Raw genomic sequence first — 14,131 nt, forward strand, 5'->3', positions numbered from 1 at the left:
AGGGGGCGGGGCCAGCTGCGCGGGGCCGCGGGGCCGCCGGTGGCGGGATTGGTGCGCGCCGCCTGCGCCTGGGCGGGGGCGCTGCACACGGCCCCGCGGGGCCCCGCGGCCCCCGGCGGCGCGGCGGCCGGGCTCAGCGGGCCCGGTTTCGGCGGGCCGGGGGTTCAGGAGGTTTCGGCCTCGACGTCCTCCACCACGTCCTTCTCCAGCGCGGCGCGTACCAGGGCGGCGGCGAAGACGGCGGTGTCGTCGGCGGGCACCAGCCGCGCCAGCGCGTCGGGGTCCTTGGGGAGCCCCAGCCGCTCCGCGCCCTGCAGGGCCTTGCCGTCGATGTACGGGATGAGGTCCGGCCAGACGGCCTGGGCCTCGCGCAGGAAGATGCCGGCGCCGGCCGGGCCGAGCCCCGGTACCTTCTGGAGCAGCTCACGCAGCCGGCCGACGTCGCCGCCGGCCTCGTCGCGGAGCTTCCGCAGATCTCCCTTGTAGTCGTCCAGCAGCAGTTGCGCTCCGTCCCCGAGCTGGGTGGCGGTGCGCTCGTCGTAGCGGCGATAGCTGCCCCGGCCCAGGGCGTCCACCCGCTGCTGCCAGGTGGCGTCCCGCATGCTCCGGGGGTCCCGCATGCCGGCCTCGAACAGCTCGTGGGCGGCCGAGACCGCCACCGAGGCCCGGATGCGGGCGCTGAGCAGGCAGGACAGGACGAGCAGCTGGTACAGCGGCTGCGGGGTGTCGCGGAGCGTGATCCCCGCCTCCGCCGCGTATGTCCGCCCGTGCGTCGTCAGCAGGGCCTGTGCGGTCTTCCGCTGGTCACCCGTCATACGCAGGGCTCCTCGTGCGGGTCGGTTCGCGTGGGATACGTGGGGACTAGTGCGCGCCCCGCGAGGCACCGCCGAAGAGGCGGGCGAGTGCGCGGAAGGGGAGCGTCACCACGGCGGCGATGGTGCTGCCGATGGCCCGCAGAACGTCGGCGATGGCGCTGAGCACGATTCCTCCTTGTATGGGTGGACTGTTCCTGTCCCTCGGGTTACCGGAATCGCGGAACGTAATCATGGCCGGTGGGACGCGCGGGCCCGGTGCCGTTCAGCCGGGCGGGTCACCCGGTCGGCGGGGTGCGTACAGGGCCTCCGGGGCGCACTCGGCAGGCGCACCCGGGCCGTCGCCGGTAGAACGGTACGAGATACACAGGGGTCCCGAGAGGCGACACCCCGTGATGCCGTCCACCCGCGTGCTCGTCCTGGCGAGGTGCCGCATGACCGAATTCGTTCACGACGGCGCGCCCCGCGCGGGCGGCCGTCCCGCCGGGCGGCACGAGCGGCCCGCCGCCGTGCTCTTCGACCGTGACGGCACGCTCATCGAGGACGTGCCCCACAACGGCGACCCGCGGCTGGTCCGCGTGCTGCCCGGGGTGCCCGAGGCGCTCCGGCTGCTGCGCGACGCCGGCATCCCCACCGCCGTCGTCAGCAACCAGTCGGGCGTGGGCCGCGGCCTGCTGACCGAACAGCAGGTGCGGCTGGTCAACGCCCGGGTGGACGACGCGCTCGGCGGCTTCGGCACCTGGGTGTACTGCCCGCACCGCCCGGACGCCGGCTGCCACTGCCGCAAACCGAAGCCGGGGCTGGTGATCGAGGCGGCCCGGCGGCTCGCCGTACCGGCCGAGAGATGCGTGGTCATCGGCGACATCGGGGCCGACGTGCTGGCGGCGCAGGCCGCCGGCGCCCGCGCCGTCCTCGTACCCAACGCCGTCACCCGCGCCGAAGAGATCGCGGCGGCGTGCTGCACCGCACCCGACGTGCTCACGGCCGTACGGGGGCTGCTCGGACCCGGCCCGGAGACCGTGCCCGTCGTCGCCGAGACCTGGGGGTGGGACCGGTGATGTCCCTCGTGGCACGCCTCGTACGCTCCGACAGGATGGTGTGACATGACCACCGCAGCCGAACCCACCGGACCCTGCTCGCCGCGGCCCCGCCTGCTGGTGCTGCGCGCGCTGGGCCTGGGCGACCTGCTCACCGCCGTCCCCGCACTGCGCGGCATCCGCCGGCACTTCCCCCACCACGCCGTCGTGCTGGCCACGCCGCCGGCGCTCACCGACGCGGCGCTGGCCACCGGGGCGGTGGACGCGGTGCTCGCAGCGCAGGCGCCGGGCCGCGGCGTCCCCGCACTGCGGCACTGGCCCGGCGCGGCCCCCGACGTCGCCATCGACCTGCACGGAAACGGCCCGGACAGTGCGGATGTGCTGGCGGAGCTGCACCCCGGGCGGCTCATCGCGTACGCGGCGCGGGACTCGCCCGCCGCGGCGCTCGGCGTCTGGGAGCGCGGCGAGCACGAACGCACCCGCTGGTGCAGCGTCCTCGCCGCGTACGGCATCGCCGCCGACCCCGAGGACCACCGGCTCCCGGTACCGCGGGACCACTCGCCCGCGCCGGGCGCCGTGGTGATCCACCCCGGGGCCGGCGCCGCGGCCCGCCGCTGGCCGGCCCACCGCTTCGGTGCGGTCGCCGCGCGGCTGCGCGCGGCCGGACGGCGAGTGGTGGTGTTCGGCGGGCCGGGGGAGGAGGACCTGGCCCTGACCGTGGCGGCGGCCGGGGGGCTCGGGCCGGGCGAAGTCCTCACCGGCGGGCTGCCGTTCGGCGAACTGTCCGCGCTCGTCGCGCGGGCCGCCGTGCTCGTCAGCGGCGACACCGGCACCGCCCACCTCGCCACCGCCCACGGCACGCCCTCGGTCACCCTCTTCGGCCCGGTCCCGCCGCGCCTTTGGGGGCCGCCGCCCAGCGACCGGCACACCGCCCTGTGGCACCCGGGCCCGCCCGGCGACCCGTACGGCACCGAGCCCGACCCGCTGCTGCTGCGGATCGGCGTGGACGAGGTGGTGGAAGCCGCGCTGTGGCACGACCGCGAGGTCGCCCCCATGCCGCGGGCCACCGAAGCCGGCGGCGCGCCGGTCGGCCGCGCCCGGCTGCGGCGCAGGGTGCGGGCGCCCGGCACGCTCCCGCACCGCGGCGCTCCCGGCACGGCACGGCCCCGGGCCACCGGGGAGGTCGGACCGTGACCGCCGAGTGGCAGGCGTCCCTGTCGGGGGTGCGTGCGCCCGGCAGGCGTGGGTACTGCGACAGCGGGTCGCCGCTGCCCGGCGGTACGTGGACCGGGCAGCCCGGAGGCGCGTTCGGACCAGTCGGCACGCATGATCCACGGTGAGCGTGGAACTCTGGACAAGGCGCCCATAACGCCCACTTGATTCCGATGATCCGTGAGGACGTGAACACCATGCAGGTGGCATTCCTGGTGGCCCCCGAAGGCGTCGAGCAGGTCGAGCTGACGGAGCCCTGGCAGGCAGTGAAGGACGCCGGTCACGAACCGCGGCTGGTCTCCACGAAGTCCGGGCAGATCCAGGGCTTCCACCACCTCGACAAGGCCGACACCTTCGACGTCGACTCCGCCGTCGCCGACGCGCGGGTCGAGGACTACGGCGGCCTCGTCCTGCCCGGCGGTGTCGCCAACCCCGATTTCCTGCGCATGGACAAGAAGGCCGTCGCCTTCGTCAAGGGCTTCTTCGACGCGGGCAAGCCCGTCGCCGCGATCTGCCACGCCCCCTGGACGCTGGTCGAGGCCGACGTGGTGCGCGGCCGTACCCTCACCTCCTGGCCCAGCCTGCAGACCGACATCCGCAACGCGGGCGGCGTCTGGGTCGACGAGCAGGTCAAGGTCTGCACCGGCGGCTCGAACACGCTGATCACCAGCCGCAAGCCGGACGACCTGAGCGCCTTCAACGGCGCCCTCGTCAAGGAATTCACCGCTCAGGACCACCGGTCCTGAGCCGGCCCCTCACCTGACCCACAGCTCTCCGCGAGCAGGAGGCAGCGATGCGCGCCCTCACCTGGCACGGGAAGCGGGACGTACGGATCGACACCGTCCCCGACCCGAAGATCCAGGATCCGACCGACGTCCTGGTGAAGATCACCTCCACCGGCATCTGCGGCTCGGACCTGCATCTGTACGAAGTGCTCGGCCCCTTCCTGGAACCGGGCGACATCCTCGGCCACGAGCCCATGGGCATCGTCGAGGAGGTCGGTCCCGAGGTCACGCGGCTCAAGGCGGGGGACCGGGTCGTGGTGCCCTTCAACGTCTCCTGCGGCACCTGCTGGATGTGCTCCAAGGGCCTGCACTCGCAGTGCGAGACCACCCAGGTCCGCGAGCGCGGCAAGGGTGCCTCGCTCTTCGGGTTCACCAAGATGTACGGCCAGGTGCCCGGCGGTCAGGCGGAGTTCCTGCGGGTGCCGTTCGGCGACCAGCTGCCGATCAACGTGCCGCACGGGCCCCCGGACGACCGCTTCGTCTACCTCTCCGACGTACTGCCCACCGCCTGGCAGTCCGTGGAGTACGCGGACATCCCGCCCGGCGGCACCCTCACGGTCCTCGGCCTCGGCCCCATCGGTGACATGGCGGCGCGGATCGCCCTCCACCGGGGCGCGTCGAAGGTCATCGGCGTCGACCTGGTGCCCGAGCGCCTCGCGCGGGCGCGGGCCCGCGGCGTGCACACCCTGGACCTCACCGAGTACGGCAAGGACACCGCCGACGAGATCCGCCGGCTCACCGACGGCCGGGGCACCGACGCCGTCATCGAGGCCGTCGGCATGGAGGCGCACGGCACGTCGGGCGCGAAGCTGGCCCAGCAGGCCGTGGGGCTGCTGCCGAGCGCGGTCGCCCAGAAGGTCACCGAGCGTGCCGGGGTGGACCCACTCGCCGCCCTGAACCTGGCGATCGACGCGGTCCGGCGCGGCGGCACCCTCTCCATCTCGGGCGTCTACGGCGGCAACGTCGACCCACTGCCGCTGCTGACCATGTTCGACAAGCAGATCCAGATCCGCATGGGCCAGGCGAACGTCCGCCGCTGGGTGGACGACATCCTGCCGCTGCTCGACGACTCGGACGTCCTCGGCGTCGAGGACTTCGCCACCCACCGGCTGCCGCTGGAGGAAGGCCCCCAGGCCTACGCCACCTTCCAGGCCAAGAAGGACGGCATGGTCAAGACGCTGCTCCAGCCGTGAACTGACACTGCGTCACCAGGCGTACCGTGGCGGGCCCGCCGGACTCCGGCCGGGCCCGCCACGGTACGCCCGCGTCCGTGTCCCTCATGCCGGCAGGCCGAAGTCCGCCGCCCAGCGCATGACGTCACCGGGCGAGGCGTTGCCCCCGCAGAGCACCAGGCCGATCCGGGCGTCGTCCCCGACCCGCTCGATGACCTGCCGGGCCGCCGGGAGCAGGCAGCCGGCCGCCGGTTCGGCCCAGACCTTCGCGTGCTCCGCCAGGTCGAGCACGCCCCGTACGGCGTCCCGGTCCGGCACCACCAGCACCTCGTGCACCAGCGCCGCCGTGTGCTCGTACGTCAACCGTGAGGCCGCCGGGGCGCTCAGCGTGGAGACGATCGAGGACAGCCGCACCGGTACCGGGCCCCCGGCGGCCAGCGCCTCGGACATGGCCTGCGCGCCCTCCGTCTCCACGCCCCAGACCCGCACGCCGGGCCGGAGCGCGTGCAGCGCCGCCGCGACGCCCGAGATCAGCCCGCCGCCCCCGATGCTGACCAGCACATCGGTCAACTCCCCGGCGTCCTCGGCGAACTCCTTGCCGACCGTGCCCTGCGCGGCCACCACCACCGGGTCGTCGAAGGGGTGCACCAGCGTCAGGCCCTCGGCCTCCAGCTCCTGCACCAGCTTGAACGCACCGTCCATGTCCTCGGTCAGCTGCACCGAAGCGCCGGCCGCCGTCGCGATGTCCACGGCCCTGGCGGGCGCGGACCGCGGCATCACCACCGTCGCCTTCAGCCCCAGCACTCCGGCCATCACCGCGAGTCCGATCCCGTGGTTGCCGCCGCTGACCGCCACCACGCCCGCCGCGCGGTCCGCCTCGCTCAGCGAGAGCAGCTTCGCCGTCGCGCCGCGCGCCTTGAAGGAACCGGTCCGCTGCAGCAGTTCCAGCTTGGTGGTGACCGGCACGCCGAGCAGCGCGGAGAGGCCCGGACTCGGCACCGTCGGGGTCCGCACGACGTGTTCGCCGATCAGTCCGGCCGCTGCCTCGATGTCCGAGATGCCGATCACGGCACCCTCCCTCTCCGTTGGCGTCCGCTCCGCTGCCACCTGCGCTTCCGCGACGGCGGCGCCCCCGACCCTACAACCGGGCGGCGGGGGCGGAGTCGGGCTCAGGACAGGCCGGCCGACGGGTCCGCCGCGCCGGCGAAGTAGGCGGTGGGCGTCGTCCCGAGGGCGCGGTGGAACATCGCGGTGAAGGCGCTGGGCGTGGCGTACCCGACGGCGCCGGCGACGGTGGTGACCGGCGTGCCCCGGGCGAGCAGGGTGACCGCGTGCACGAGCCGGGCCTGCTGCACCCAGCGGGCGAGGCCCATGCCGGTCGCGGCGGCGAACCGGCGGTGCAGGCTGCGCGTGCTCAAGTGCGCGGCGGCCGCGGCCTCCGAGGCCGTCCACCGCTCGCCCGGTCGCCGTTGGATCGCCGCGCACACCTCGGCCAGTTGCGGGTCGGCAGGCGCGGGGAGGTGCAGTGCCGGGACCGGGTGCGGGGTGAGTTCGAGCAGCAGCAGATCCATCAGCTTCCCGTCCCGGCCCTCGCGGTCGTACAGCACCGGCAGCCGGGTCGCCTCGTCGATGAGCTCCCGCAGCAGCGGGGAGACCGAGACGACGGTGGGCACATCGGGGAGGCGCAGGGCCGTCCGCCGCTCGATGTAGAGGGTGCGCATGGCGACCGGCCCCGCACAGGTCATCGCATGGGTGAGACCGGGCGGCAGCCAGACGCCCCGGGTGGCGGGCACCACCCACGCGCCGTGCGCGGTGGTGACCGTGATCGCTCCGGACGTGCCGTAGATCAGCTGCGCGCGGACGTGCCGGTGCGCGGGGATGTGGTGCCCGTCGGGCAGATCGCGCGCCATGGCGGCCAGGGGCCTCGGCACGTGCTGGTAGTCGTCGCGGTTCTCGCTCTTGCCGTACATGGCGCAATCTCGACAGGTGATGGCGTGACAGCGAAAGTATGCCACCGGCGGGCGTCCTAGCGTCGGCGTACGTGAACGCACCACTGACCGCAGCTCCGGGCCGCGAGCAGGCCCGCCCCCCGACCCTCCTCCTGGCCGCCACCAGCGCCGTGACGGCCGCCAACGTCTACCTCGGCCAGCCGCTGCTCGGCTCCGTGGCCGCCTCGATGGACGTGGCACCCGACGCCCTCGGGGCCGTGCCGACCGCCACCCAGCTGGGATACGCGGCCGGCATCCTGCTGATCGTCCCGGCCGGTGACAGCCGCGACCGGCGCCGCCTGATCCTCGGTCTGGGTACCGCCTCGGCGGCGGCGCTGCTCGCCTGCGCGCTCGCCCCCTCGGTGTGGTGGCTGACCGTGGCGGGCTTCGCCCTGGGCGTGCTCTCCCCGGTCCCGCAACTGGTCACGCCGTTCGCCGTCGCGCTGTCCGGGGCGCCCGGCGGAGGGGGCAGCGGCCGGATCGTCGGCACCGTCCAGGGCGGCCTGCTGGTCGGCGTACTGGCCTCCCGCGCCTACGCCGGCGCCCTCGCCGACCTCGCCGGATGGCGTGCCGTGTACCTCTGCTCGGCGGTGCTCACCCTGGCGCTCATGGCCGTGCTCCGCCGGACCCTGCCCGCCGCCCCGGTCGCCGCCACCACCCCGTACCGGGCCTCGCTCGTCTCCCTCCCGCGGCTCGTCCGGCACCCGCTGGTGTGGCGGGTCGTCCTCTCCGGAGCGCTGGTCGGCATCGCGTTCGGCGCCTTCTGGACGACGCTGACGTTCCTGCTGGCGCACCAGTACGGGCTCGGCGCGACCGCCACCGGGTTGTTCGGGCTGGTGGCCGCGGTCAGCGCGCTCGCCTCGCCGTACGCCGGGCGGGCGGCCGAGCGCCTGGGGCGCCGCGGTGCGCTCGCCCTTCTCACAGGGCTGGTCGTGGCGGGCTGGCTGATCATGCTGCCGGGCGGCACGGCGCTCGTCCCGCTGATCGTGGGCGTCGTCGTGCTCGACATCGGCGTCTGGGGCGGCCAGGCCGTCTGCCAGACCGTCCTGTTCACCCTCGACCCCGCCGCCCACAGCCGGCTGAACACCCTCTACTTCACCCTGCGCTTCCTCGGCATCGCCCTCGGCTCGCTGGCCGGGACGCTGGCGTGGGCGGCCGGCGGCTGGCCCGCCGTGGTCGGCACCGGCGTCGCCGCCGCGGTGGCCGGCCTGCTCATCGGCGTGATACCGACCGGTAGGCAACCTTTTCGGGACCTCGGCGGTCTTTGAAGCACGCACGTCCAACGGGGGAGTCGCGCATGACCGGAAGCCGCTTGATCGTCAGCCTCATCGGCGCCGTCCTCGCTCTGTGGGGCCTCGTCATCTACGGACAGCATCAGAGCGCGGCCGGCCCGGCCGACCGGACGGCCGTCAGCGCCGGTGACGACCGGTACGGCGTCTTCGCCGCGGTCGGCACCGACAGCGCCGGCCCGGCGGCGGGCGGTGCCGACGCCGAGCTCGTCCAGCAGGGCAGGACGCTCGGCATCGGCATGGCCGGCGCCGGTGTGCTGATCGGCGTGGTGCCGTGGATCGTGCGGCGCCGCACCGGCTGACCCGCCCCGCCCCGGTCGCCGAGGGGGCTACGTCACCAGGCCGACCGCAGCGGCCACACCGTCAGCCGCTCGACGCGCACCCCGCCCTCCTCGGCGAAGGTGCCCAGCCCCGTGGCGTCCGGGCCGGGGAAGATCTGGTCGGTCAGGCAGACCGCGCCGCCGTCGGCGAACACCTCCACCGACGAGCGGTCCACGAGCACCCGCAGCTTCAGCACGCCGTCCGTGAGCGCCAGCGGCGCACGGTGCACGGCCGGGAAGTCCGCCGAGAACCCGACGTCGCCGGAGGCGGTGCGGTCCACGTACAGCTCGCCGCCGGCGGTGTCGTAGCCGATGCGGGTGCGCTGCCCGCCGTCGGTCCGCACCTCCAGGCCGTAGCGCCGCGCCCTGTCCGGCCGCAGCTCCGCCTCGATCTCGTACGTCAGTGCCGCGTCCCGCAGCAGCCGGGCGGTGCCCGCCGGGGCTCTGCGCCCCGCGATCCGCAGGGCGGGACGGCGGCGCAGCGTGGCCAGCTCGGCGACCGGCTGCTGCACGAGGACGGCCGCGCCGTCCGCCGCGGCCCGCAGCCCCAGCTCCCGGGGGAAGCCCATCGCGCTCCGCCACGGATCGGTGGGGATCTTCTCGCCGTACAGCCAGTTGTTCATCCAGGAGACCAGGACCCGGCGGCCGTCCGGCGCGTCGTTGTAGGTGACACCCGCGTACGCGTCGGCGCCGTGGTCCAGCCAGCGTGGCGCGTCCTGCGGATCGGCGGTGAAGGTGGTCCCGTCGAAGTCGCCGGTGAAGTACTGCCCTGCCGAACCGCCCGCCGGGCCACCGGGGTTGAGGTTGACGATCAGTACCCACCTGCGGCGTCCCGGGGCGCCGGCCACGGGCAGCTCGAACAGGTCCGGGCACTCCCACACGCCGCCGGTCGCCCCGCTCGGCCCGAAGTCGCTCAGGTGCGTCCAGGTCTTGAGGTCGGGCGAGGCGTAGAAGCGGATGCGGTGCTCGGCGGCCATCGCCACGGCCATCACCCAGCGAGCGGTCGGCGCGTGCCAGAAGACCTTGGGGTCGCGGAAGTCGTTCGAGCCGATGTCCAGCACGGGGTTGCCCGCGTACCGGGTCCAGGTGTCGCCGCCGTCCGTGCTGAAGGCGAGGGACTGGCGCTGCCGCCCGGTCGCCTTGACCATGCTGGTGTAGACGGCGACCAGCGGGGGAGCGGTCGCGCTGCCCAGGCCGCTGGTGTTGTCCCGGTCGAAGACCGCGCTGCCGGAGAAGACCATCTCCTCGTCGTCGTGCGGGATCGCGACAGGTCGCTCCTCCCAGTGCACGAGGTCGGGGCTGGTGGCGTGGCCCCAGGACATGTTGCCCCAGGTGTTCCCGGCCGGGTTGTACTGGAAGAAGAGGTGGTACGTGCCGTCGTGGTGGAGGAGCCCGTTGGGGTCGTTCATCCAGTTCCGGGCGGGAGAGAAGTGCACCTGGGGCCGGAAGGGCTCGTCGTACGCGCGGAGTCCGGCCGCCGTGGCCGGCGTGGTGGACCAGGTGGTCAGGGCGCCGGTGCCGGCCAGCGCGAGGGCGGCCGTCAGGACGTTGCGCCGGCTCACGGGGCGGTGCGGGGTGTCGGGCATGAGGTGCCTCCAGTCGGGCAGCGCCATGCGGGCTGCTACCAGGGAAGGTGGGCCGTACCAGGGAGGTGGCCCGCGTCCTCGGCTCCCGACGAACCGGACGGCTGAGCGGTCGATCGCGCGGCGGCCGCTGCCGACGAATGGCGGCCGCACCGCGGGACGTTGCCCGGCGACACCCGGGCGCGGTCCGCCGCAGACTGTAGGAGGCCGGACCGGCCGTGTCCAGAGGGGCGGTCAGCGCACCGGCTCGGCGGGGCAGCCGCAGGACGTGCGGTGCACCAGCGTCGGTTCCAGCAGCACGGTCCGCTTCGCGCCGTCGGGGTCCGCGAGCCGGTCGATCAGCATGCGTACGGACCGGGCGCCGATCTCCTCCACCGGCTGCGCGATGGCGGTCAGCTGCGGCTGGAGCAGGTCGGCCCACTCGAAGTCGTCGAAGACGCTCAGCGCGACGTCCTGGGGCGCCTTGAGGCCCAGCCGGGACAGCGCGCGCAGCACGCCGAGCGTCATGTGGTTGTTGCCGACCACCAGCGCGGTCGGCGCATCCTTGCCCCGCAGCAGCTTCTCGGTGACCTGCTCGGCCATGTACGCGTGGCTGTGCCCGGGGACGACCAGCTCCTTCGCCGGGTCCAGGCCCTGCCGCCGCATGCCGCGCTGCCAGCCGCGCACCCGCTCCGAGCTGGTACGGATCCCGCGCCGTCCGGCCACCATGCCGATGCGGGTGTGGCCGAGGTCGGCGAGGTGGTCGACCAGGCGGGCCGTGGACTCCACGTTCGCGGTGCCGATCTGGTCGAAGGCGGCGGAGGCGCAGCGGTCGATCAGGACGGTGGGCAGGCCGGTGTCCTTGAGGTAGCGCAGGGCGGCGCCGCGGGCGCCGGCCGCGGTGGCCAGCAGCAGGCCGTCGACGCGGCGTTGGTGGAGGTTCTGCACGACCCGCAGCTCTTCGGCCGGGTCGTCGTGGGTGTCGGCTATCAGCAGGGTGTAGCCGGCGGCGCGGGCCGTGGCGTCGATCGACGAGACCATGTCGGCGAAGTGGAAGTTGGTGACGGCCGAGACCGCGAGCCCGAGGGTCTTGGTGCTGGAGGTCACCAGCGAGCGGGCGATGGTGTTCGGGATGTAGCCGGTGTCGCGCATGGCGGCGTGCACCTGGTCCCGGGTCTCCTCCTTCACGAACCGGGTCTTGTTGATCACATGGGACACGGTCGAGACCGAGACACCGGCCCGACGTGCCACGTCGGCCATGGTCGCCATGCGTGCCTCCTCAGCGGTCTGTGCGTCCCCGCGATCGTACGTGAGGCCGGGTCCGGGAAAAGCGCTTGCGCAAACGCTTGCGCGAAATCGTTCGACAGGTCACGATGCCGTACCGGCGGTCACTTCCCGACCGGACCTCCGGCACCCAGCGTCGCGTGCCGGAGGTCCGTGACCGCCCCCTACGGCTGCCGTGCGACGCGGCACCGGCTCCCGCCGCCCGTCCCGCCGACGGACGGTGGCGGGAGCAACCGCACGCACCGGACCGCCGGACGACCGGCCCGGCGCGTGCGGTGCGCACCGGTACCAGCTGACTTCGCGTCAGCCCACCTGAAGGAGAGCCGTCTTGTCCCGCACCGACACCGTCCTCCCGCCCGAACCGGGCGCACCGCCGCGCACGCGCGGCCGCGCAGCGGTCCTCGGCGCCTCCGCGGTCGCCGCGCTCGGCGGCTTCCTCTTCGGGTACGACACCGGGATCATCTCCTCGGCGCTGCTGCACATCACGCCCGAATTCCACCTGAGCGCCGGCATGCAGCAGATCACCGTGGCGTCCCTGCTGCTCGGCGCGATCGTCGGCGTGCTGGTCAGCGGCGCGGTCACCGACGCGGCGGGCCGCCGCCGCACGCTGCTCACCGCCGCCGGCATCTTCACCGTGGGCGCCTTCGGCTGCGCCGTGGCGCCGGGTGTCGGCGTGCTGACCGGCGCCCGCTTCGTCCTCGGCCTCGCCATCGGCACCGCCTCGCTCGCCGTCCCCGCGTACATCGCCGAGATCGCGCCCAAGGAGAGCCGCGGCAAGCTGGTCTCGCTCAACCAGCTGATGATCACCGTCGGCATCTTCGTCTCCTACCTCGTCGGCTACGCCTTCGACGACGTGGCGCAGGGCTGGCGCTGGATGCTCGGCCTCGGCGTCGTACCGTCCCTGCTGATGCTCGTCGGCGTGGCGCGGCTCTCGGAGAGCCCGCGCTGGCTGCTCACCCACGGCCGCCCCGACGAGGCGCGCGCGGTCCTGCGCCGTACGCGCACCGATGAGGAGGCCGAGCGCGAGATCCACGAGATCCAGACACTGGCGGCCCAGGAGTCGAAGATCGGCTACCGGGACCTGCTGCGCCCCGCCATGCGCCCGGCCGTGCTGCTCGGCGTGGTCGTCGCCGCCACGAACCAGCTCGTCGGCGTCAACGCGGTCATCTACTACGCGCCCACCATGCTCCAGCAGGCCGGCTTCGCCAGCTCCGCCGCGATCCTCTCCTCGCTCGGCATCGGCCTGGTCAACATGGTCCTCACCGGTGTCGCGCTGCTCCTCGTCGACAAGGTCGGCCGCCGCCCGCTGCTCCTCGGCGGCACCGCCGTCGTCGTCCTCGCCCTGGTCCTGCTCGGCGCGCTCTACCTCGCCGGCGACGGACAGCCCGCGCACAGCGGCCTGCTGGTCGCCGGACTCTGCCTCTACATCGGCGCGTTCGCACCCAGCCTGGGCCTGGCGATCTGGCTGATCAACAGCGAGATCTTCCCCACCGCGGTCCGCGGCAAGGCCTCCTCCTTCGGCAACGTCACCCACTGGGGCCTGGACTTCGCCATCTCGCTCACCGTGCTGACCACCATCCAGGCCCTCACCCCCACCGGCCTGTTCTGGCTCTACGCCGCCTTCGGCCTGCTCGGCATCGCCTACCTCCACCGCAAGCTTCCCGAGACCAAGGGCCGCAGCCTGGAGGACATCTCGGCATCCCTGCGCGGCGGCCGCACGCCGACGGAGGGCTGACCGCCACCGAGCTCACTTGCTCAGCGGGGTGGCCCGGCGCTCACAGCCGCCGGGCCACCCCGCTCGCCGCTTGCCGCACCGCCGGGGCGAACTCCGTCGGCTGGTCCTCCGTCACCAGGAAGGCCAGTGAGGACACCGAGACCGCGCCCATCGGGTAGCCCTCGGCGTCCAGTACGGGCGCTGCCGCCGAGCACACCGCGCCGTCGGCCTCCTCGTACTCCGTCGCGAAGCCCTGCTCCCGTACCGTCGCCAGCTCCGCTGCCAGCCGGTCCCGGTCGGTGATCGTGCGGGGCGTCCGCGTCGGCAGGCCCGCGGTCCAGCAGCGTGGCCGCCTCGTCCGTCGGGAGGTGTGCCGGCAGCACCTTCCCGGCGGCGTCGGCGTGCAGCGGCAGCGCCATGCCGACCTCCGTGGCGATGCGGTACGCGTGCCCGGGGTCCACCTTGTGCGTGTACGTCGCCGAGCCGCCGCTGAGCGCCGCGAGGTGCAGGGTCTGCCCCAGCCGCTGCTGGAACGCGCGCAGTACCGCCTCGATGCCCGTCGCGTCCTCGGGCAGCACTTCCGAGGCCAGGGCGCGCCAAAACATGGCGGACAACGTCTTCTGCGCCTCGCTGGACCTGACGCCCGCCGTCTACGCCAACGGGAAGATGACCGCGCTCGGCGGCAGCCGGCCGTCCGAGGAGACGGTCGCCGCCATGGCCGAAGCGGCCCGCGGCCACGTGGTCATGGACGACCTGCTCACCGCGGCCGGGCCCAGTACGCGGGCATCGGACGGCCGATGAGGGTCGGCAAGGAGACGGTGGCGGGTCTTCCCGCGCGGCCACCACGCGGCGGAGGGGCGGCTCCCCGTCGGCCCGCGCACCCTCACCGCCGAGGAGGAAGAGCTCCTCGTCCGGCGGCTCACCGCCCTGCTGACGGCAGCGCCCGCATGACCGGA

14 protein-coding genes and 1 pseudogene are annotated in these 14,131 nt (G+C 74.1%); 8 read left to right on the forward strand and 7 right to left on the reverse strand.

Annotated elements, in window-relative coordinates; translation table 11 throughout:
* Window positions 1–164: 164 nt before the first annotated feature.
* Together ACIGQF_RS20715 and ACIGQF_RS20720 are read right to left on the reverse strand one after the other, a co-directional pair.
* On the reverse strand, window positions 165–815 hold the full coding sequence (locus ACIGQF_RS20715) for an endonuclease (RefSeq protein ID WP_399712034.1): 651 nt from the start codon (window positions 813–815) through the stop codon (window positions 165–167).
* A gap of 46 nt (window positions 816–861) precedes the next feature.
* Window positions 862–981 (reverse strand): LPFR motif small protein, encoded by a 120-nt coding sequence (locus ACIGQF_RS20720; RefSeq protein ID WP_281179349.1) that lies wholly within the window; start codon window positions 979–981, stop codon window positions 862–864.
* Between the two features lie 265 nt (window positions 982–1,246).
* On the opposite strand from ACIGQF_RS20720, the gene ACIGQF_RS20725 reads away from it, so the two are divergent.
* The 4 genes from ACIGQF_RS20725 to ACIGQF_RS20740 all read left to right on the forward strand — a co-directional run bounded on the left by ACIGQF_RS20725 (window position 1,247) and on the right by ACIGQF_RS20740 (window position 5,039).
* Window positions 1,247–1,870 (forward strand): D-glycero-alpha-D-manno-heptose-1,7-bisphosphate 7-phosphatase, encoded by a 624-nt coding sequence (locus ACIGQF_RS20725; RefSeq protein ID WP_399712036.1) that lies wholly within the window; start codon window positions 1,247–1,249, stop codon window positions 1,868–1,870.
* Window positions 1,871–1,915: 45 nt separating this feature from the next.
* Complete coding sequence (locus ACIGQF_RS20730; protein ID WP_399712038.1) at window positions 1,916–3,043, forward strand: glycosyltransferase family 9 protein; 1,128 nt, start codon at window positions 1,916–1,918, stop codon at window positions 3,041–3,043.
* Window positions 3,044–3,258: 215 nt separating this feature from the next.
* Window positions 3,259–3,807 (forward strand): type 1 glutamine amidotransferase domain-containing protein, encoded by a 549-nt coding sequence (locus tag ACIGQF_RS20735; RefSeq protein ID WP_399712040.1) that lies wholly within the window; start codon window positions 3,259–3,261, stop codon window positions 3,805–3,807.
* A 47-nt stretch (window positions 3,808–3,854) separates the two neighbouring features.
* Entirely contained in the window at window positions 3,855–5,039 is a 1,185-nt protein-coding gene (locus ACIGQF_RS20740) for a zinc-dependent alcohol dehydrogenase (RefSeq protein WP_399712042.1), read from the forward strand.
* An 84-nt stretch (window positions 5,040–5,123) separates the two neighbouring features.
* On the opposite strand, the gene ACIGQF_RS20745 is transcribed toward ACIGQF_RS20740, so the two are convergent.
* A complete protein-coding gene (locus ACIGQF_RS20745) occupies window positions 5,124–6,086 on the reverse strand; it encodes a threonine/serine dehydratase (protein ID WP_399712044.1) in 963 nt (320 codons plus the stop codon).
* A 101-nt stretch (window positions 6,087–6,187) separates the two neighbouring features.
* A complete protein-coding gene (locus ACIGQF_RS20750; protein ID WP_399712046.1) occupies window positions 6,188–6,988 on the reverse strand; it encodes a helix-turn-helix domain-containing protein in 801 nt (266 codons plus the stop codon).
* A gap of 71 nt (window positions 6,989–7,059) precedes the next feature.
* Between ACIGQF_RS20750 and ACIGQF_RS20755 the strand changes: the two genes are divergently transcribed.
* Window positions 7,060–8,274 carry an MFS transporter gene (locus tag ACIGQF_RS20755; RefSeq protein ID WP_399712048.1) on the forward strand — a complete coding sequence of 405 codons (1,215 nt, stop codon included), beginning with the start codon at window positions 7,060–7,062 and terminating at the stop codon, window positions 8,272–8,274.
* A 29-nt stretch (window positions 8,275–8,303) separates the two neighbouring features.
* Window positions 8,304–8,597, forward strand: a complete 294-nt coding sequence (locus ACIGQF_RS20760) for a hypothetical protein (protein WP_399712050.1) — start codon at window positions 8,304–8,306, stop codon at window positions 8,595–8,597.
* A gap of 32 nt (window positions 8,598–8,629) precedes the next feature.
* Here the strand turns inward: ACIGQF_RS20760 and ACIGQF_RS20765 are convergent, their stop codons facing one another.
* Window positions 8,630–10,201, reverse strand: coding sequence for a glycoside hydrolase family 32 protein (locus tag ACIGQF_RS20765; RefSeq protein WP_399712052.1), 1,572 nt, complete (start codon window positions 10,199–10,201; stop codon window positions 8,630–8,632).
* 231 nt (window positions 10,202–10,432) lie between these two features.
* The gene (locus ACIGQF_RS20770) at window positions 10,433–11,446 is read right to left on the reverse strand and encodes a LacI family DNA-binding transcriptional regulator (protein ID WP_399712054.1); all 1,014 of its coding nucleotides are present in this window, start codon (window positions 11,444–11,446) and stop codon (window positions 10,433–10,435) included.
* 343 nt (window positions 11,447–11,789) lie between these two features.
* On the opposite strand from ACIGQF_RS20770, the gene ACIGQF_RS20775 reads away from it, so the two are divergent.
* Window positions 11,790–13,196: a sugar porter family MFS transporter gene (locus tag ACIGQF_RS20775; protein ID WP_399712056.1), complete on the forward strand. Its 1,407-nt coding sequence runs from the start codon at window positions 11,790–11,792 to the stop codon at window positions 13,194–13,196.
* Window positions 13,197–13,236: 40 nt separating this feature from the next.
* Here the strand turns inward: ACIGQF_RS20775 and ACIGQF_RS20780 are convergent.
* Window positions 13,237–13,506: pseudogene (locus ACIGQF_RS20780) on the reverse strand (IclR family transcriptional regulator C-terminal domain-containing protein); the annotation flags it as partial.
* A gap of 272 nt (window positions 13,507–13,778) precedes the next feature.
* Here ACIGQF_RS20780 and ACIGQF_RS20785 point away from each other — a divergent pair.
* Window positions 13,779–13,976, forward strand: a complete 198-nt coding sequence (locus ACIGQF_RS20785; protein ID WP_399712058.1) for a hypothetical protein — start codon at window positions 13,779–13,781, stop codon at window positions 13,974–13,976.
* Window positions 13,977–14,131 lie beyond the last annotated feature (155 nt).

Origin of the sequence: Streptomyces sp. NPDC053560 (assembly GCF_044544605.1) — a bacterium.
In the GTDB taxonomy this organism is placed as follows: domain Bacteria; phylum Actinomycetota; class Actinomycetes; order Streptomycetales; family Streptomycetaceae; genus Streptomyces.

Excerpts from the sequence above, each read along its gene's own strand:
- ACIGQF_RS20715 (WP_399712034.1), bottom strand. The coding sequence starts at position 815 with ATGACGGGTGACCAGCGGAAGACCGCACAGGCCCTGCTGACGACGCAC.
- ACIGQF_RS20760 (WP_399712050.1), top strand. The coding sequence starts at position 8,304 with ATGACCGGAAGCCGCTTGATCGTCAGCCTCATCGGCGCCGTCCTCGCT.
- ACIGQF_RS20735 (WP_399712040.1), top strand. The coding sequence starts at position 3,259 with ATGCAGGTGGCATTCCTGGTGGCCCCCGAAGGCGTCGAGCAGGTCGAG.
- ACIGQF_RS20765 (WP_399712052.1), bottom strand. The coding sequence starts at position 10,201 with ATGCCCGACACCCCGCACCGCCCCGTGAGCCGGCGCAACGTCCTGACG.
- ACIGQF_RS20740 (WP_399712042.1), top strand. The coding sequence starts at position 3,855 with ATGCGCGCCCTCACCTGGCACGGGAAGCGGGACGTACGGATCGACACC.
- ACIGQF_RS20725 (WP_399712036.1), top strand. The coding sequence starts at position 1,247 with ATGACCGAATTCGTTCACGACGGCGCGCCCCGCGCGGGCGGCCGTCCC.
- ACIGQF_RS20785 (WP_399712058.1), top strand. The coding sequence starts at position 13,779 with ATGGCGGACAACGTCTTCTGCGCCTCGCTGGACCTGACGCCCGCCGTC.
- ACIGQF_RS20730 (WP_399712038.1), top strand. The coding sequence starts at position 1,916 with ATGACCACCGCAGCCGAACCCACCGGACCCTGCTCGCCGCGGCCCCGC.
- ACIGQF_RS20750 (WP_399712046.1), bottom strand. The coding sequence starts at position 6,988 with ATGTACGGCAAGAGCGAGAACCGCGACGACTACCAGCACGTGCCGAGG.
- ACIGQF_RS20770 (WP_399712054.1), bottom strand. The coding sequence starts at position 11,446 with ATGGCGACCATGGCCGACGTGGCACGTCGGGCCGGTGTCTCGGTCTCG.